Raw genomic sequence first — 18,423 nt, 5'->3', positions numbered from 1 at the left:
CCAAAGTCCTTAGCTCCGGTTCCGGCCCCGGCTTCGCCGGGGTTCCTTCGCCCTGACACTGATTCGTGGGACGCGGAGCGTCCCGGACTGGGTGCCAACGCGGAGCATTGGCACGACCGAGCGCACTAGGCCTGCGGCACACGCACCCAGCCTTCCATCAACACTCTGGCGCTGCGGCTCATGATGGCCTTGGTGACTTTCCATTCGCCCTCTTGCTGATGCGCCTCGGCGCCCACCCGCAAGGTGCCGGAGGGATGGCCGAACCGCACCGCGCTGCGGGTTTCGCCGCCCGCCGCCAGATTCACCAGTGTGCCCGGAATGGCAGCCGCCGTACCAATCGCCACAGCGGCAGTGCCCATCATCGCGTGGTGCAACTTGCCCATGGACACGGCCCGCACCAGTAAATCGATATCCTGCGTCGCGACCGACTTGCCGCTGGACGACACGTAGCCGGACGGTGGCGCGACGAAAGCGACCTTCGGCGTGTGCTGCCGACGTGCCGCTTCGTCCACATGCCCGATCAGTCCCATGCGCACAGCGCCGTAGGCCCGAATGGTTTCCAGCTTCGCCAGTGCTTCAGGGCTGCCATTGATGTCGCCCTGCAGCTCGGTGCCGGTGTAACCGATATCGGCGGCGTTGATGAAAATGGTCGGTATGCCCGCGTTGATCAGGGTTGCCTTCAACGTGCCGACACCCGGCACTTCCAGGTCGTCTACCAGATTGCCAGTCGGAAACATCGAGCCACCGGCGCCCTCTTCGTCCGCTGCCGGATCGAGAAACTCCAGTTGCACCTCGGCTGCGGGAAAGGTCACGCCGTCCAGCTCGAAGTCGCCGGTTTCCTGCACCTCGCCCTGATTGATCGGCACGTGGGCGATGATGGTCTTGCCGATGTTGGCCTGCCAGATGCGCACCGTGGCAATACCGTTCTGCGGAATGCGACTGGCATCCACCAGACCGCTGAGAATCGCGAACGAGCCAACCCCTGCCGACAGGTTGCCGCAGTTGCCGCTCCAGTCCACGAACGGCTTGTCGATGGACACTTGACCAAAGAGGTAATCGACATCGTGATCGGCCTTGTTGGAGCGCGACAGGATCACGGTCTTGCTGGTGCTGGACGTCGCCCCGCCCATGCCATCAATCTGTTTCTCATACGGATCGGGACTGCCGATCACGCGCAGCAGCAGTGCGTCTCTTGCCGGACCTGGAACCTGCGCAGCCTCGGGCAGATCAAGCAAGTTGAAGAACACACCCTTGCTGGTACCGCCACGCATATAGGTGGCGGGGATTCGGATTTGCGGTAAATGAGTCATGTCTGTTCCTGTCCCGGTCATCGACCGCTCCCATGTTCTGCGCTGATCGTTATACACACGTCTGCCTCAACACTGATCGTGCCCATCGCTCCGCGTGGGCATGCCTCCCGTGACGCCCCGCGTCACACATGGCACAGATTGCGGACTCAGTGAGCCAAGCGCCCGGCTCAGGCCACCTTTGCGCCCTTACGGCGCGCTACTTTGAGGGACCAAAGTAGCCAAAGTCCTTTGCTCCGGTTCCGGCCCCGGCTTCGCCGCGGCTCCTTCGTCCTGACACTGATTCGGGGGTGTTCATGCCATCGCACTAACGACGAGCGTAGAGCGATGAGCACGATCAGCGCTGCTCAGATTTCAAGACGCCGTCGCTTCGAGAAAGTCCTGGGCGAAGCGTTGCAGCACGCCGCCCGCCTCATAAATAGAGAGTTCTTCGCCGGTGTCCAGACGACAGGTCACCGGCACTTCCAGGCGCTCGCCGTTCTTGCGAGTGATCACCAGCGTCAGGGTTGCACGCGGCGTACGCTGACCGATCACGTCGAAGGTTTCGCTGCCATCGATGCCCAGCGTCAGTCGGTTGGTGCCCGGTTTGAACTCCAGCGGCAACACGCCCATACCGACCAGATTGGTGCGATGGATACGTTCGAAACCTTCGGCAGCAATCGCCTCAACGCCCGCCAGCCGCACGCCTTTGGCCGCCCAGTCACGGGACGAGCCCTGACCGTAGTCGGCACCGGCGATGATGATCAGCGGCTGTTTGCGCGCCATGTAGGTTTCGATGGCTTCCCACATGCGCGTGACCTGCCCTTCCGGCTCGATCCGGGTCAGCGAGCCCTTCTTGACCTTGCCCTCGACGACCGCCATCTCGTTGACCAGTTGCGGGTTGGCGAACGTGGCGCGCTGGGCGGTCAGGTGATCGCCGCGGTGGGTGGCGTAGGAGTTGAAGTCTTCTTCCGGCACGCCCATTTTCGCCAGATATTCACCGGCGGCACTGTTGAGCATGATCGCGTTCGACGGCGACAGGTGATCGGTGGTGATGTTGTCCGGCAGCACCGCCAGCGGGCGCATGCCCTTCAGCGTGCGCTCTCCGGCCAGCGCGCCTTCCCAATAAGGTGGACGGCGGATATAGGTACTCATCGGGCGCCAGTCGTACAGCGGCTCAACCTTGGGACCGGTATGTTCTTCGATAGCGAACATCGGGATGTAGACCTGGCGGAACTGCTCCGGCTTGACCGAAGCCTGCACCACGGCGTCGATTTCTTCGTCGCTCGGCCAGAGGTCCATCAGGCGGATCTCTTTGCCATCGACAACGCCCAGCACATCCTTCTCGATATCGAACCGGATCGTGCCTGCAATCGCGTAAGCGACTACCAGCGGCGGCGAGGCGAGAAATGCCTGTTTGGCGTAAGGATGGATACGTCCGTCGAAGTTGCGGTTACCGGACAGTACAGCAGTAGCGTACAGATCGCGGTCGATGATTTCCTGCTGGATGGCCGGATCCAGCGCGCCGGACATGCCGTTGCAGGTGGTGCAGGCAAACGCCACCACGCCGAAACCCAGTTGCTCAAGCTCCGTGGTCAGCCCGGCAGCGTCCAGATACAGCGCCACGGTTTTCGAACCGGGCGCCAGCGAAGACTTCACCCAGGGCTTGCGAGTCAGACCCAGGCGATTGGCGTTACGTGCCAGCAGACCTGCGGCGATCACGTTGCGCGGGTTGCTGGTGTTGGTGCAACTGGTGATCGCGGCAATGATCACCGCACCATCGGGCATTTGCCCCGGCACTTCGTCCCATTGCCCGGCAATGCCTCTGGCGGCCAGATCGGACGTGGCCACACGCGCATGCGGATTCGACGGCCCGGCCATGTTGCGCACCACGCTGGACAGATCGAAGCTCAGCACGCGCTCGTATTCAACCTGTTCAAGGCTGTCGGACCACAATCCGGTGTGCCTGGCGTACAGCTCCACCAGCTTGACCTGCTCATCCTCGCGCCCGGTCAGGCGCAGGTAATCGATGGTCTGCGAGTCGATGGAAAACATCGCGGCCGTGGCACCGTACTCAGGCGCCATGTTGGAAATCGTCGCCCGGTCGCCCAGCGTCAGGCTGGCCGCGCCTTCGCCGTAGAACTCAAGGTACGCGCCCACCACTTTCTGTTGGCGCAGGTATTCGGTCAGGGCCAATACCACATCGGTAGCGGTAATCCCGGGCTGGCGGCGACCGGTCAGTTCAACCCCGATGATGTCCGGCAGACGCATCCAGGACGCGCGACCCAGCATCACGTTTTCCGCCTCAAGGCCGCCCACGCCAATAGCGATCACGCCGAGCGCATCGACATGCGGCGTGTGACTGTCGGTGCCGACCAGCGTGTCGGGAAACGCCACGCCGTCGAGCACCTGAACCACCGGCGACATTTTCTCCAGATTGATCTGGTGCATGATGCCGTTGCCGGGCGGGATCACTTCGACGTTCTTGAACGCCTGCTTGGTCCAGTCGATGAAGTGGAAGCGGTCTTCGTTGCGGCGATCCTCGATGGCGCGGTTCTTCTCGAATGCCTGCGGATCATTGCCGCCGCACTCAACGGCCAGCGAGTGATCGACGATCAGTTGCACCGGCACCACCGGATTGACCAGCGCAGGGTCGCCGCCCTGGGACGCGATGGCATCGCGCAGGCCTGCGAGGTCGACCAGCGCGGTCTGACCCAGGATGTCGTGGCACACCACACGCGCCGGAAACCACGGAAAATCCAGGTCGCGGCGGCGCTCGATCAACTGGGTCAGCGAGGCATTAAGGGTCGCTGGATCACAGCGACGCACCAGGTTTTCGGCCAGCACGCGTGAGGTGTAAGGCAAGGTGGCGTATGCACCGGGCTTGAGGGCTTCGATGGCTGCATGTGCATCGAAGTAGTCCAGCCGGGTGCCGGGAAGCGGTTTGCGAAATTCACTGTTCATTGCTGGGCTCGGTTCATAGCGGCTAAATCAGGTTTCGAAAAGCAGGCGGGAAGCTCATCGGCGGCTCCCCTGCCCACCTGGCTCAGCGTTGCTCGATGGGCACGAAGCTGCGCTGCTCGACGCCGGTGTACTCGGCGCTCGGACGAATGATGCGGTTGTTGCTGCGCTGTTCGAACACATGCGCCGCCCAGCCCGTCAGGCGCGAGCAGACGAAGATAGGCGTGAAAAGCTTGGTCGGAATGCCCATGAAGTGGTAGGCCGACGCGTGGTAGAAGTCCGCGTTGGGAAACAGTTTCTTCTGTTCCCACATGACCTTGTCGATGGCCTCGGACACAGGGAATAGCACAGTGTCACCCACCTCATCGGCGAGCTTTTTCGACCAACCCTTGATCACCTCGTTGCGCGGGTCGGATTCCTTGTAGATCGCATGGCCGAAGCCCATGATCTTCTCCTTGCGCTCCAGCATGCCCAGCGTGCCCTGGGTCGCCTCTTCAGCCGAGCCGAAACGCTGGATCATCTCCATGGCCGCCTCGTTGGCACCGCCATGCAACGGACCGCGCAAGGTGCCGATAGCCGCCGTGATGCAGGAATACAGGTCGGACAGGGTCGATGCGCAGACACGCGCGGTAAACGTCGAAGCGTTGAATTCGTGCTCGGCGTACAGGATCAGTGACACGTCCATGACCTTGCGGTGCAGTTCGCTGGGTGTCTTGTCCAGCAGCAGGTGCAGGAAATGCCCGCCGATGGAGTCTTCGTTCGTGATGCAGTCGATGCGCTTGCCTTCATGGCTGAAGCGGTACCAGTAGCACATGATCGCCGGAAAGGCTGCCAGCAGGCGGTCGGTGGAATCACGCTGCTGCTCGAAGCTGCGCTCCGGTTCCAGGGTCCCGAGCATCGAGGCCCCGGTGCGCATCACGTCCATCGGGTGGGTGTCGGCGGGTATGCGCTCAAGCACTTCTTTCAGGGCCTGAGGCAGTTCGCGCATTTCCTTGAGGCGTTGCATGTAGGCGGTCAGTTGCATCCGGGTCGGCAGCTCGCCGTAGAGCAGCAGATAGGCGACTTCTTCGAAGCGCGCTTCGGCGGCCAGCTCGCGAACGTCATAGCCACGATAGGTCAGGCCAGCGCCTGCCATGCCGACGGTGGACAGGGCAGTCTGTCCGGCGACCTGGCCCCGCAGACCTGCGCCGCTCAATACTTTTGCTTCAGCCATTGCATTCTCCAGTTCTTGAAATTGTCGGGAATGATCATGTGAATATCCCGCTCGTGCGCCACGAAACACTCGAGAGCGGACGCTGAGCGTCCTGGGCGGTGTTACCACGCAGGAGTGGGAACGATCAGCGGGCTTTTTTTCAGCCTTTCTTCTGCGCAAACAGCGCGTCGAGCTTCTGCTCGAAGGTGTGGTAATCGATGGCGTCGTACAGCTCCATTCGGGTCTGCATGGTGTCGATCACATTCTGTTGGGTGCCATCGCGGCGGATCGCGCCGTAGACATTTTCCGCCGCCTTGTTCATGGCGCGGAATGCCGAAAGAGGATAGAGCACCAGCGATACATCAGCGTCGCGCAGCTCGTCCACGGTAAACAACGGCGTGGCACCGAACTCGGTGATGTTGGCCAGGATCGGCACACCGGCGCGGTTGGCGAACTGCTTGTACATGGCAAGCTCGGTGATCGCTTCCGGGAAGATCATGTCCGCACCGGCTTCGATGCAGGCCGCCGCCCGTTCCAGGGCCGAATCAAGACCTTCGACCGCCAGCGCATCGGTGCGCGCCATGATCACGAAACTGTCGTCGGTCCGCGCATCGACGGCGGCCTTGATGCGGTCGACCATCTCCTGCTGCGACACGATTTCCTTGTTCGGACGATGCCCGCAACGCTTGGCGCCGACCTGATCTTCGATGTGAATGGCGGCCGCACCGGCCTTGATCATCGAACGCACGGTACGCGCCACGTTGAATGCCGACGAACCAAAACCGGTGTCGACATCGACCAGCAGCGGCAGGTCACAGACATCGGTGATGCGTCGCACATCTATCAGCACATCTTCAAGCCCGGTAATGCCCAGGTCCGGAATACCCAGCGAGCCTGCAGCCACTCCGCCACCGGACAGATAAATCGCCTTGAACCCGGCACGTTTGGCCAGCAGCGCATGATTGGCATTGATTGCGCCAACCACCTGCAACGGCTGTTCGCTGATAACCGCGTCACGAAAACGCTGCCCGGGAGTTGTGGTGTCGCGACTCATGATTCACCTCGGTCGGTAGCCGCCTGATAATGGCGCTCAATGTTGCGTCTGGACGCACCGATATGGCGGCGCATCAATAATTCGGCCAGCTCGCCATCGCGTTCGGCAATCGCATCGAGGATGCGGTGATGCTCGGCAAAGGCCTGGCGGGGTCGGTTCGGCGTGGTCGAAAACTGGATGCGGTACATGCGAACAAGCTGATACAGCTCGCCACAGAGCATCTGGCTGAGGGTGCGGTTGCCGCTGCCCTGAATGATCCGGTAATGAAAGTCGAAATCGCCTTCCTGCTGGTAATAGCCGACACCGGCCTGAAACGCAGCGTCGCGCTCGTGGGTATCCAGTACCCGACGCAACTCGTCGATCTCCTCGCTCGTCATGCGTTCGGCCGCCAGCCGACAGGCCATGCCTTCAAGGGATTCACGGATTTCGTACAGCTCGATCATTTCGGCGTGGCTCAGGGAGACCACGCGGGCGCCGACATGCGGCACGCGGACCACCAGACGCTGGCCTTCGAGACGATGAATCGCTTCGCGCAGCGGGCCACGGCTGATGCCATAGGTACGGGCCAGTTCCGGCTCGGAAATCTTGCTGCCGGGCGCGATCTCGCCTTTGACGATAGCCGCCTGGATACGCCGAAAGACGTTCTCGGAAAGGGTTTCCGAATCGTCCGCCAACACTGTAACTTCTTCAAGCGCACCCAACATTGTCGACACCTTGAATTTCAATAGGGCTAAATCTAGTCATACACATTCGACCCGTCAAAGAAAAACGAGCGATTGTCGACAATCATCTAATAAACGGAAGTTTTTCACAGACTAGCGAAGGGTGCCGGACGCTGTCACAAAACTGGCAGCGGCAAGGCTTCATGCTAGACTGCGCGCCACATTTATTCAGCGCTGCCCGGCCCCGGATTCCAGCCTGCAACCCTGTTTTTTTTCGTCATCAGGCCCATCCCGTTTGAGCCCTGACCCTGAAGTTTTGCGCTCATTGCGCCAGGATTTATGAGACTTGATACCCTCGCCACTCTGTTTTGCCTTTTGCTTCTGCCTGCCTTCAGCGTTGCAGCCAACAAGACTGTCTACGGCCTGAACGAGTACGCGCGACTCGCTGATATTGACCTTGAGGTCGCCGCAAAGCTGGATACTGGCGCCAAGACGGCTTCATTGAGCGCGCGCGACATCAAGCACTTCAAACGCAATGGCGAAAGCTGGGTACGTTTCTATCTGGCCATCGACGACAGCCATGCGCACCCCATAGAACGACCGCTGGCGCGGGTCAGCAAGATCAAGCGCCGCGCCGATGACCGTGACCCGGATGACGAAAAAAAGTACACCGCTCGCCCAGTCATCAGCCTGTCGGTCTGCATGGGTGAAGTTTTACGCACCATAGAAGTGAACTTGACCGACCGAAGTGCTTTCCAATACCCGCTTTTGATCGGCTCCGAAGCCTTGAAACACTTCGATGCGCTGGTCGATCCAAGTCTTAAATATGCGGCAGGGAAGCCTGGCTGCGCTTCCGTCGCTCAAAACGCAGAGTAAATACATGCGCTCTCTTACGCTCCATCTGAAAATCCTGATCACGGTGCTCGTCACGCTTGGCATCGCAATCACGGCCTATCAGATACTGGCGCTCGGCATTCCGGTGACCGAAGACGAAACCGACGACCTGTGGAACATCGATGCCAAGGTCGAATTTGTTGCCAACCCCAAGGACTCGGTCAAGATCCAGATGTTCGTGCCGCCGCTGGCGCACGACTACATCAGCCTCAATGAAAGCTTTATCTCCAACAACTACGGCGTCAGCGTCAACCGTGGCGACGGCAATCGCCGCGTCACCTGGTCGACCCGCCGTGCCACCGGCAACCAGACGCTTTACTACCGACTGGTGCTGACCAAGCGCTACAGCGGCGACAAGCCCAAGGTCAAAGGCCCGATCTTCCGTGACAGCCTGCCCGTCGAAGGCCCGGAAAAAGTCGCTGCCGAAGCATTGCTTGCGCCCATTCGCCAGCATTCGGCGGATGTCGAGACCTTCATCACCGAGGCCATCAAGCGCGTCAACAACCTGAACGACGACAACGTCAAGCTTCTGCTGGCGGGCGATACGTCTGCCGGCAAGAAAGCCCAGGTCACTGAATTGCTGCTGTCCATCGCCCACGTGCCGATGGAAAAGGCTCACACCATTCGCCTGGACGCCGGTCAGCCGCAAACGCCTGAACTGTGGCTGCGCAGCTTCAATGGCAAGGAATGGCTGTATTTCAACCCGGACACCGGTGAAGCCGGTTTGCCGGACGATCGCCTGCTGTGGTGGACCGGTGACGAGAATCTGGTCACCGTCGAAGGCGGCAAGAAGGTGCAGGTCACCTTCAGCCTGAACAACAGCGAAATGAATGCCATGCGTCTGGCCAAACTGACCGACGCCAGCACTGATTCGGATTTCCTCGCCTATTCGTTGTACGGCCTGCCACTGCAGACCCAGCAGACGTTCATGATCATGGTCATGATCCCGATTGGCGTGCTGGTTATCCTGATTCTGCGCAACCTGATCGGCCTGCAGACGCTGGGTACGTTTACGCCGGTGCTGATCGCCCTGGCCTTCCGCGAAACCCAGCTGGGCTTCGGTATTGCGCTGTTTACGGTGATCACCGCGCTCGGGCTGTCGCTGCGTTCCTACCTTGAGCACCTGAAGCTGCAGATGCTGCCGCGCCTGTCGGTGGTACTGACCTTCGTGGTGGTACTGATCGCCGCCATCAGTCTGTTCAGCCATAAACTGGGGCTGGAACGCGGCCTGTCGGTGGCGCTGTTCCCGATGGTGATCCTGACCATGACCATTGAACGCCTGTCGATCACCTGGGAAGAACGCGGCGCCAGCCACGCCATGAAAGTGGCCATCGGTACGCTGTTCGCGGCGTCCCTGGCGCACCTGATCATGAGCGTGCCGGAGCTGACCTATTTTGTGTTCACCTTCCCCGCAGTGTTGCTGGTGCTGGTCGGTTTCATGCTGGCGATGGGCAGATACCGTGGCTACCGCCTGACAGAACTGATGCGCTTCAAGGCCTTCCTGAAAGAGGAACAGGCCAAGTGATCGGCTGGTGGAAAACCTGGAAGGCGCTGGAAGCGCGCGGGATCATGGGCATCAATCGGCGAAACGCCGATTACGTGCTCAAGTACAACAAGCGCAGCCTGTACCCGATTGTCGATGACAAGATCATCACCAAGGAACGCGCCATCGCGGCTGGCATTCATGTGCCGGAAATGTATGGCGTGATTTCGACCGAAAAGGAAATCGACCAGCTCGACGAGATCATCGGCGGACGCAGCGATTTCGTGATCAAACCGGCACAGGGCGCAGGCGGCGACGGCATCCTGGTGATCGCCGACCGCTTCGAAGACCGTTATCGCACAGTGTCCGGGCGCATCATCAGCAAGTCGGAAATCGAGCATCAGGTGTCCAGCATCCTGACCGGCCTGTATTCGCTGGGTGGACACCGCGACCGCGCATTGATCGAATACCGCGTCACGCCGGACCCGATCTTCAAGAGCATCAGCTACGAAGGCGTGCCGGACATACGCATCATCGTGCTGATGGGATACCCGGTCATGGCCATGTTGCGCCTGCCTACCCGTCAGTCGGGCGGCAAGGCCAACCTGCATCAGGGCGCCATCGGCGTGGGTGTTGACCTGGCAACGGGCATCACCCTGCAAGGCACCTGGCTGAACAGCATCATCAGTAAACACCCGGACACCACCAACTCGGTGGATGGCGTGCAGTTGCCCAACTGGGACGGCTTCATGAAACTCTCGGCCGAATGCTATGAGCTGTGCGGGCTGGGCTATATAGGCGTCGACATGGTGCTTGATCAGGACAAGGGACCGCTGATCCTTGAGCTTAATGCCCGCCCCGGTCTGAACATTCAGATCGCCAATGACAGCGGCCTGACACACCGCACTCAGGCGGTCGAGGCGCGCATTGAGCACCTGGCGCTGGAAGGCCGGCAGGAAACGCCTCAGGAACGGGTCGAGTTCGTACAGGCGCTGTTCGGCCATGTACCCGGCGCCTGAGAACGATCAGTCTCTGCCCAATCCCGACATACCCCTAGGAGGCGACAGTCCACAGGACTACAATCCCCGGCCGCGCCTCAATACTGACGTTTCGACATGCCCACCTGCCTGATTCATCCCCTGCCCTACAGCCCAGACCCGGCCGAGTACTTCTCACGCATTCGCCAGGCACCGGGCGCGATCCTGCTCGACAGCGGAAGACCCGTAGCCGATCGGGGTCGCTTTGACCTGCTCAGCGCCTGGCCCTTGCAGGAGCTGACAGTCGGGACGCAGGAAACCGGCAGCGCCTACATCGAACGGCTGCGCGCAAGCCTCGCGGCACTGGGCAGTGCCAGCCTGCCGGAAGGCTGCGCGCTGCCCTTCGCAGGCGGGCTGATCGGCTACCTGAGCTATGATTTCGGGCGGCGACTTGAACCTCTGCCAGGTCAGGCCATCGACGACCTGCAACTGCCCGATGCACGCTTGGGACTCTATGGCTGGGCCTTGATAAGCGATCATCAGGCGCAGACCAGTCAACTGATCTTTCATCCGGTCATGGCCGAGGCCGAGTGCGAACACCTGATTGAGCTGTTCGAAGGCAAACCGGCACCCGACGTGACACCGTTCTCACTGCAACGGCCTTTTGCCGCCAGCATCAGCGCCAGCGATTACCAGCAAGCGTTCGAGCGGATTCAGGACTATATCCAGGCAGGCGACTGCTATCAGGTCAACCTCACCCAGCGATTTCAGGCACCTTGCTCGGGCGATCCGTGGCAAGCCTACCGGGCTCTACGCTCGGCCTGTCCGACGCCGTTTGCAGGTTTCATGGCCTTGCCGGATGACGACGCGATCCTGAGCCTGTCACCCGAGCGTTTTGTTAAGGTCAGCGACCGGCAGGTCGAAACCCGGCCGATCAAAGGCACCCGCCCGCGTGGCAAAGACCCGGCACAGGACGCCGAACTCGCCGGGCAACTGCTGAGCAGCGAAAAAGATCGCGCCGAGAACCTGATGATCGTCGACCTGCTGCGCAATGACCTGGGGCGCAGTTGCAGAATCGGCTCAGTGAAAGTCCCGCAACTGTTCAGCCTCGAAACCTACCCCAACGTGCATCATCTGGTGAGCAGCGTGACCGGCGAACTGGCGGCAGACCATGATGCACTGGACCTGATCGCAGGCAGCTTCCCCGGCGGCTCGATCACCGGCGCGCCGAAGATCCGGGCCATGCAGATCATCGACGAACTGGAGCCCACGCGGCGCAGCATCTATTGCGGTTCACTGATGTACATGGACGTACGCGGGCAGATGGACAGCTCAATCGCCATTCGCAGCCTGCTGGTCAAGGACGGACAGGTGTCCTGCTGGGGCGGCGGCGGCATCGTAGCGGATTCCGAGTGCGAAGCGGAATATCAGGAGACCTTCACCAAGGTGCGCGTACTGCTTGAGACGCTGAATGCGCTGTCATGATCCGGCCGTGATGATCGCTCCCACGCTCCGGCGCTCATCGTTATACACAAGTCTGCCTCAACACTGATCGTGCCCATCGCTCCGCGTGGGCATGCCTCCCGTGACGCTCCGCGTCACACATGGCACAGACTGCGGATTCAGTTAGCCGGGCGCATGACGTGGATAACGCTGGAGCTTGGGCTAGCATCTGCGCCACATTCGAGAGCGGACGCGGAGCGTCCTGAGCGGCATTCCCACGCGGAGCGTAGGAACGATCAGTGTGAGGGCTGGCATCTGTACCCGATCGTTTCTATGCTCCGCGCTCATCGTTATACACAAGTCCGCCTCAGCACTGATCGTGCCCATCGCTCCGCGTGGGCATGCCTCCCGTGACGCTCTGCGTCACAAATGGCACAGATTGCGGATTCAATTAGCCGGGCGCATGACGTGGGTAACGCTGGAGCTTGTCCACGCCTCTGCGCCACATTCAAGAGCGGACGCGGAGCGTCCTGAGCGGCATTCCCACGCGGAGCGTAGGAACGATCATCATCGGATTCCTCCAGGAGGACTTGTGTATAACGATGAGCGCCCCAGCGTGGTAACGCCGCCCAGGACGCTCCGCGTCCGCTCTCGAATGTGACGACACAGAGCGCCAGAACCCATCAAAATCGGGCTAGAGCGTCAATTCTCGATTCGATGCCTTGATGAATTCCTTCTTCAAGTCTTCGAATGTATGCACCGCCGGAAACTGCGGAAACTCGCGGATCACGTTTTCAGGGGCGTGAAACAGGATGCCAGCGTCAGCTTCGCCCAGCATGGTGGTGTCGTTATAGGAATCGCCTGCTGCGATGATGCGGTAATACAGGCTCTTGAAGGCCAGCACCGATTGGCGCTTGGGGTCTTTCTGGCGCAATTGATAGCTCACCACCCGGTCGGTCTCGTCAGTAATCAGGCGATGGCATAGCAAGGTCGGAAAACCCAGTTGGCGCATCAGCGGCTGGGAAAACTCGTAAAACGTGTCCGAGAGAATCACCACCTGAAATCGCTCGCGCAGCCAGTTGACGAATTCCACCGCACCGTCCAGCGGCTTGAGGGTGCCGATCACTTCCTGAATGTCCGACAGTTTCAGGCCGTGCTCGTCAAGAATGCGCAGGCGCTGCCTCATCAGCACGTCGTAGTCGGGAATGTCCCGGGTGGTGGCGCGCAGGGATTCGATACCGGTTTTTTCGGCAAAGGCGATCCAGATTTCCGGGACCAGCACACCTTCCAGGTCGAGACAGGCAATTTCCACAGAACGCTCCTCAAGGAACACTTCAAGACAAAGGGAAGCGGCACTCTAGCCGCTCGTCAGACCCCGCGCAACGCATCACAAGGGCCAGCGAAGCGGCCATGCAACGATGGATTTTGTTACCATTGCTGCCATCACGAGCGCTTAAGCGCCACCCTTTACTCAGGAAGCCGCCTGATGAGCCAACCTTTCGACGTCGCCGAGCTGGCGACGACTTATGCGAACAAGTCTGCGCAGGACATTCTGAAACTGGCCTTCGAACATTTCGGTGACGAGCTGTGGATTTCCTTCAGCGGTGCCGAAGACGTGGTGCTGGTGGACATGGCCTGGAAACTGAACAAGAACGTCAAGGTATTCAGCCTCGATACGGGTCGTCTGCACCCGGAAACCTATCGGTTCATCGAGCAGGTCCGCGAGCACTACAAGATCGACATCGAGATCATCTCGCCGGATCAGAGCAAGCTCGAACCTTTCGTCAAGGAAAAGGGGCTGTTCAGCTTCTATCGTGACGGCCATGGCGAGTGCTGCGGCATCCGCAAGATCGAACCGCTGCGCCGCAAGCTGTCAGGCGTCAAAGCCTGGGCAACAGGCCAGCGACGTGACCAGAGCCCTGGTACCCGCAGCGCAGTGGCGGTCATGGAAATCGATACGGCCTTCTCGACGCCCGAGCGGACGCTCTACAAGTTCAACCCGCTGGCGCAGATGAGCAGTGAGGAAATCTGGGGCTATATCCGCATGCTGGAGCTGCCTTACAACAGCCTGCACGAGCGCGGCTTCATCAGCATTGGTTGCGAGCCCTGCACGCGTCCGGTCTTGCCGAACCAGCACGAACGTGAAGGTCGCTGGTGGTGGGAAGAAGCCACTCAGAAAGAGTGCGGCCTGCATTCGGGCAACCTGATCGCCAAGGTCTGACCGACTGCAGCCCAGCTCATTGCGGGCATCGAGTGCTGCCCGCAATGACGCTGTGTCAGCTGTGCCCGATCAATGCACGGGCAGTTCGACATTGGCGAACAGCTCTTCCATCTCCTGTTTGTTATGGCAGGTAATCGCCTTGGCCATGACTTCGCGAGTCAGGTGCGGGGCGAATTTCTCGATGAAGTCGCACATGAAGCCACGCAGGAACGTGCCGCGACGAAATGCAATCTTGGTAACACTGGACTCGAACAGGTCGCTGGCATCCAGAATCACCAGATCGCTGTCCAGTTCTTCGTCCACCGCCATTCTGGCGACGATACCCACACCCAGATTCAAGCGAACATAGGTCTTGATCACGTCGGCATCTGCCGCTGTGAACACGACCTTGGGCACCAGACCACGGTGGCTGAAGGCTTCGTCCAGTTTGGAACGACCGGTGAAACCGAACACGTACGTCACAATCGGGTATTCGGCCAACAATTCCAGCGTCAACTTCGGCACCTTGGTCAGGGGATGGCCCTGAGGCACCACGACGCAACGGTTCCAGCGATAGCACGGCATCATAACCAGGTCACTGAACTGCTCGAGCGCTTCGGTGGCGATGGCGAAATCAACAGTCCCGTCAGCCGCCATTTCGGCGATCTGAGTAGGCGACCCCTGATGCATATGCAGTGCTACGTCCGGGTATTGCCGAATAAAATTGCTGATGACAGGCGGTAATGCGTAACGCGCCTGAGTGTGAGTGGTTGCAATCGACAGCGTGCCCTTCTTCTCGTTAGAGAACTCCTGAGCGATCTGTTTGATACTTTCGACCTTGCGCAAAATCTCACCTGCCGTGGTGATGATGCGCTCGCCTGCCGGTGTGACACGCGTCAGGTGCTTGCCGCTGCGCGCAAACACCTCGACCCCCAGTTCGTCCTCAAGCAGGCGTATCTGCTTGCTGATGCCGGGCTGTGAAGTGTAAAGGCTCTGTGCCGTCGCGGAAACGTTGAGGTCGTGGTGCGCCACTTCCCAAATGTAGCGCAGTTGTTGGAGCTTCATATGTATCCCTCAAAGCAGATAAACCCTAGGGGCATCAGCGACGGTATATAACTGGATTAATGGTCAGGCGAATAATTCTAGAACTTTTTATCACCTTTGTGGGGCGATGGCACGCTCGATTTCACTTGAACAGCCAATTAGACCTTCTCGAACCGTCGCTCTACCCTCGCCCTCTGTTCTGCATCATGGGCACCATGTAAACCGGTACATCGGAAAGCTGTAAAACCCTGGCGGCCGTACGACCTATCGACTCGCCCTCTTTCGCCCGGTGGCTGTGACTGCCCACCACCAGCAAATCCACATCCAGTTTCCGCGCCTGCTCAAGAATAACGCTGGAGGGTTCTCCCTGAACGACCCGCACTGTGCGAATGAAAGACAGGTCTTTGTGACCTTCACCCAGTTCCTCACGAAACCCGTCGAGCATCCGTTGCTCTATTCCATCCATGAACGCACTCACGCCCCTGCTGTGAAGCTCCCTCAACGCATCCTCGCCCAGATAGCTCTGCAGCACCGATTCGGCGAACAGCCCCATGGGTTCAACGACATGGATAACGTAAAGTTCGGCATCGAACGTCCGGGCCAGTGCCAGCGCATGCTGTGTCACATAGGGCGCATACAGACCGAGGTCTGTGGCATACAGCATCGAACGAACCATACAACCTCCCGGACAGCCACATTGGCGGAGATTGATTGAGCTTAGCAGTGCGCCAAAGACCGCGACGGCGGACAATTGGCGGTCTGTCCGCTCAAAGCTTGATTTCGTTGGTGATCCCATGGGGAACGTGGCCGGTTGCTACCACTTCACGCGCTTTTTCGCAGTGCCCCGGCTGATCGTCGAAGAACACATCCGCAGCGAACGCCTCAAGAAACGCCGATTTCTGCAGCCCGCCGAGAAACAGCGATTCGTCGAGCCGAATGTCCCATTCACGCAAGGTGCGGATGACCCGCTCGTGGGCAGGCGCCGAACGGGCAGTGACCAGTGCGGTGCGGATCGGGCAGCTTGCCTCGGGGAATTCACGTTGCAGCAGATTGAGCGCTGCCAGAAACGGCTTGAACGGCCCACCGCGCAATGGCTCACGGGCCGACTCTCGTTCGCTGGCCTGAAAGGCCAGCAGCCCGCCGGACTGATAGACCCGCTCCGACTCATCGGAAAACAGCACCGCATCGCCATCGAACGCGATGCGCAACTCGGGACTGGCCGCCCGTCGCGCACCACCCGACAGGATGGTTGCCGCCGCAAACCCGGCATCCAGCGCACTGCGCACGTCCTCCGCATGGGTCGACAGAAACAGATGGCAGCCGAACGCGGCCAGATAGGGATAAGGACTGCGCCCGCCGACGAACGCCGCCCGACTGATGTCCAGCCCGTAATGCTGGATGGAGTTGAACACGCGCAACCCGGTATCGGCACTGTTGCGCGACACCAGAACCACTTCGACGCGCGCCTTGCTCAGGCTGGCGTTGAGGCTCAGCAGCTTCTCGACCAGCAGATAGGCATCGCCCTGCTCGAGAATCTCGTCTTCGTGTTCGATTTGATACTTGCGGTACGCCTCGACACCCTCTGCCATGTAAACCGCATGACTGTCGCTCAAATCAAACAGCGCTCTGGATGAAATGGCCAGTACCAGTTTGTGATCTTCGGCGTTTGTTGTCATGTCTGCTTCCTCGCCTCTTCAGCGATTGTCGCGATCAATAAAGGCCAGGGCCTGATACAGCGTTCGCACGCGCGGCATGTCAACGCCGGCATCGAGCGCAGCGGCCAGAGGCCGGGTATAGATGGCATCCAGCTCCAGCGGGCGTTTTTCGATAAGGTCATGGTGCATGCTGGGTTTATAGTCGGGCATGCTTTCGGTCACCGTGAACAGATGCCGCGCAATGCCTTCCGGCAAGGCATGACCACAGGCCTCTGCGCCCTGCACCACCTCGTCCATCAAGGCCAGCACCAGCTCACGACTGGCGGGGTCGTTCATCAGGCGCGACGTGCTGGTCCGCAACAGCGCCGAAAGCCCGTTGAACGGGACGTTCCACACCAGCTTCTGCCAGCGGGCCTGTTGCAGGCTGGGCATGGCGCGCGATTCGACACCGGCCTGCCGGAACAACTGCGCACAGGCTTCGACAATGGACAGGCGCTCCGCTTCATCAACCGCCGGGCCGCTGTGATAGCCGATGCTCACTGCCCCGAACGCCTGATGCGCCACGACGCCGGGCGCGGTCCGGTGGACGCAGACGAAACACAAGCCGCCCAGTATGTGCAGGCTGTCCGGCAGAACCGCTCGCAACTGGTCTTCGACCGCGAGCCCGTTTTGCAACAACAGAACTTTAGCGCCATTGGCAGCCATCGCGCCGATGACCGGTCCCAGCTCGGCATTGCCGGTGCTCTTGGTGCCGACCAGCAACCAGTCGCACGGCGGCATATCGACAGCCGAACAGTAGGCCTGCACCGGGTTGAGTTGCAGATCGCCATGCACCGCACTGTTGATCCGAAGGCCGTTTTGCGCGACGGCATCAAACTCGCTGCGCAGCAGAAAGTGCACATCGAATCCGGCGCGAGCCAGCATCAGGCCATAAAAACCGCCGATGGCCCCGGTGCCCACGATACCGATTCGCGGGCGTCTGATTTCACTGCTCATAACGTCTCTCTGGCTGACTGTCTTATCAGGGTAATTCGTCGGGTGGGCTGGCAAGTGCACGGTCCAGTGCCGAAGCCAGACCCTTGACGTTCAGCGGGGCGCGAATTGCGCCATGGAAGGCTCCGTCGCGCACCAGAAACAGTGCTGGAAGGTGAAACACTTCGTAGCGCTGCACCGCGCCACCATTGTCCTGGGCGTCGATCCAGCACAGGCGATCAACCGCAAGGCCCATCCCAGGCAACTGCTGCCTGGCCCAGCGACAGGCAGAGCAGCCCACGCTGGTAAAAATGACCAGCGACGTGCCGGTCAGCTCAAGCAATTGGTGATCAATGTCAAAGTCGCTCAGTTGCAGTTCAGTCAACGAAATAGCCCTCACCTCTGGCCGTACACTATCCGTTGCAGCGCCAGTGGTTGCAAATGACAGATGCTTCAAGGCCGTCAGGTCGCGGTAAACAGGCCCGATACGCCGCTTTGCCCATTGTCGAACAGCGCGATAACGCGCTAAGGTTCCGCTCCCCACTGCGCTCAACCTGCTGGGCACCGCCGCACAGGGGATCGCAGGCGGCCAGTACCCGC

At 60.2% G+C, this 18,423-nt stretch carries 16 protein-coding genes; 5 read left to right on the top strand and 11 right to left on the bottom strand.

The annotated features are described in order from the left end of the window. Nucleotides 1-125 precede the first annotated feature (125 nt). The 5 genes from prpF to CFBP1590_RS10485 form a co-directional block, all read right to left on the bottom strand. The gene (gene prpF, locus CFBP1590_RS10505) at nucleotides 126-1,310 is read right to left on the bottom strand and encodes a 2-methylaconitate cis-trans isomerase PrpF (protein ID WP_029244451.1); all 1,185 of its coding nucleotides are present in this window, start codon (nucleotides 1,308-1,310) and stop codon (nucleotides 126-128) included. A 351-nt stretch (nucleotides 1,311-1,661) separates the two neighbouring features. After that, nucleotides 1,662-4,250: a Fe/S-dependent 2-methylisocitrate dehydratase AcnD gene (gene acnD / locus CFBP1590_RS10500; protein ID WP_058433004.1), complete on the bottom strand. Its 2,589-nt coding sequence runs from the start codon at nucleotides 4,248-4,250 to the stop codon at nucleotides 1,662-1,664. 82 nt (nucleotides 4,251-4,332) lie between these two features. Continuing rightward, nucleotides 4,333-5,460 carry a bifunctional 2-methylcitrate synthase/citrate synthase gene (gene prpC / locus CFBP1590_RS10495; RefSeq protein ID WP_058433003.1) on the bottom strand — a complete coding sequence of 376 codons (1,128 nt, stop codon included), beginning with the start codon at nucleotides 5,458-5,460 and terminating at the stop codon, nucleotides 4,333-4,335. 139 nt (nucleotides 5,461-5,599) lie between these two features. After that, nucleotides 5,600-6,493: a methylisocitrate lyase gene (gene prpB / locus CFBP1590_RS10490; protein WP_029244448.1), complete on the bottom strand. Its 894-nt coding sequence runs from the start codon at nucleotides 6,491-6,493 to the stop codon at nucleotides 5,600-5,602. After that, complete coding sequence (locus CFBP1590_RS10485; RefSeq protein ID WP_032664482.1) at nucleotides 6,490-7,197, bottom strand: GntR family transcriptional regulator; 708 nt, start codon at nucleotides 7,195-7,197, stop codon at nucleotides 6,490-6,492. Before CFBP1590_RS10485 ends, prpB begins: the two co-directional genes overlap by 4 nt. A gap of 297 nt (nucleotides 7,198-7,494) precedes the next feature. On the opposite strand from CFBP1590_RS10485, the gene rloA reads away from it, so the two are divergent. The 4 genes from rloA to pabB all read left to right on the top strand — a co-directional run bounded on the left by rloA (nucleotide 7,495) and on the right by pabB (nucleotide 11,994). Further along, entirely contained in the window at nucleotides 7,495-8,031 is a 537-nt protein-coding gene (gene rloA, locus CFBP1590_RS10480) for a retropepsin-like aspartic peptidase RloA (protein ID WP_029244446.1), read from the top strand. 4 nt (nucleotides 8,032-8,035) lie between these two features. Next, nucleotides 8,036-9,574, top strand: coding sequence for an osmotic stress tolerance membrane protein RloB (gene rloB, locus CFBP1590_RS10475; protein ID WP_058433002.1), 1,539 nt, complete (start codon nucleotides 8,036-8,038; stop codon nucleotides 9,572-9,574). Further along, complete coding sequence (locus tag CFBP1590_RS10470; protein WP_162868308.1) at nucleotides 9,574-10,551, top strand: alpha-L-glutamate ligase-like protein; 978 nt, start codon at nucleotides 9,574-9,576, stop codon at nucleotides 10,549-10,551. Before rloB ends, CFBP1590_RS10470 begins: the two co-directional genes overlap by 1 nt. 96 nt (nucleotides 10,552-10,647) lie before the next feature. Then, nucleotides 10,648-11,994 carry an aminodeoxychorismate synthase component I gene (pabB, locus tag CFBP1590_RS10465; protein WP_088234973.1) on the top strand — a complete coding sequence of 449 codons (1,347 nt, stop codon included), beginning with the start codon at nucleotides 10,648-10,650 and terminating at the stop codon, nucleotides 11,992-11,994. A gap of 652 nt (nucleotides 11,995-12,646) precedes the next feature. Here pabB and thrH read toward each other — a convergent pair. Continuing rightward, the gene (thrH, locus tag CFBP1590_RS10460; protein ID WP_029244442.1) at nucleotides 12,647-13,264 is read right to left on the bottom strand and encodes a bifunctional phosphoserine phosphatase/homoserine phosphotransferase ThrH; all 618 of its coding nucleotides are present in this window, start codon (nucleotides 13,262-13,264) and stop codon (nucleotides 12,647-12,649) included. Nucleotides 13,265-13,438: 174 nt separating this feature from the next. Between thrH and CFBP1590_RS10455 the strand changes: the two genes are divergently transcribed. Then, the gene (locus CFBP1590_RS10455; protein ID WP_004887688.1) at nucleotides 13,439-14,173 is read left to right on the top strand and encodes a phosphoadenylyl-sulfate reductase; all 735 of its coding nucleotides are present in this window, start codon (nucleotides 13,439-13,441) and stop codon (nucleotides 14,171-14,173) included. Between the two features lie 69 nt (nucleotides 14,174-14,242). On the opposite strand, the gene cysB is transcribed toward CFBP1590_RS10455, so the two are convergent. The 5 genes from cysB to CFBP1590_RS10430 form a co-directional block, all read right to left on the bottom strand. Further along, entirely contained in the window at nucleotides 14,243-15,217 is a 975-nt protein-coding gene (gene cysB / locus CFBP1590_RS10450; RefSeq protein WP_004887691.1) for an HTH-type transcriptional regulator CysB, read from the bottom strand. Nucleotides 15,218-15,377: 160 nt separating this feature from the next. Continuing rightward, nucleotides 15,378-15,872 (bottom strand): universal stress protein, encoded by a 495-nt coding sequence (locus tag CFBP1590_RS10445; RefSeq protein WP_004887692.1) that lies wholly within the window; start codon nucleotides 15,870-15,872, stop codon nucleotides 15,378-15,380. Nucleotides 15,873-15,963: 91 nt separating this feature from the next. Next, the gene (locus CFBP1590_RS10440) at nucleotides 15,964-16,872 is read right to left on the bottom strand and encodes a 5'-nucleotidase (RefSeq protein WP_025993305.1); all 909 of its coding nucleotides are present in this window, start codon (nucleotides 16,870-16,872) and stop codon (nucleotides 15,964-15,966) included. A gap of 18 nt (nucleotides 16,873-16,890) precedes the next feature. Further along, nucleotides 16,891-17,847 carry a putative 2-dehydropantoate 2-reductase gene (locus CFBP1590_RS10435; RefSeq protein WP_088234972.1) on the bottom strand — a complete coding sequence of 319 codons (957 nt, stop codon included), beginning with the start codon at nucleotides 17,845-17,847 and terminating at the stop codon, nucleotides 16,891-16,893. Nucleotides 17,848-17,872: 25 nt separating this feature from the next. Further along, entirely contained in the window at nucleotides 17,873-18,208 is a 336-nt protein-coding gene (locus CFBP1590_RS10430) for a YbbN family protein (protein WP_058433057.1), read from the bottom strand. Nucleotides 18,209-18,423 lie beyond the last annotated feature (215 nt).

This window comes from Pseudomonas viridiflava (assembly GCF_900184295.1).
Lineage (GTDB): Bacteria > Pseudomonadota > Gammaproteobacteria > Pseudomonadales > Pseudomonadaceae > Aquipseudomonas > Aquipseudomonas viridiflava.
The sequence above is the reverse complement of the archived record's forward strand: the minus strand, read 5'-3'. Positions and strand labels throughout refer to the sequence as shown.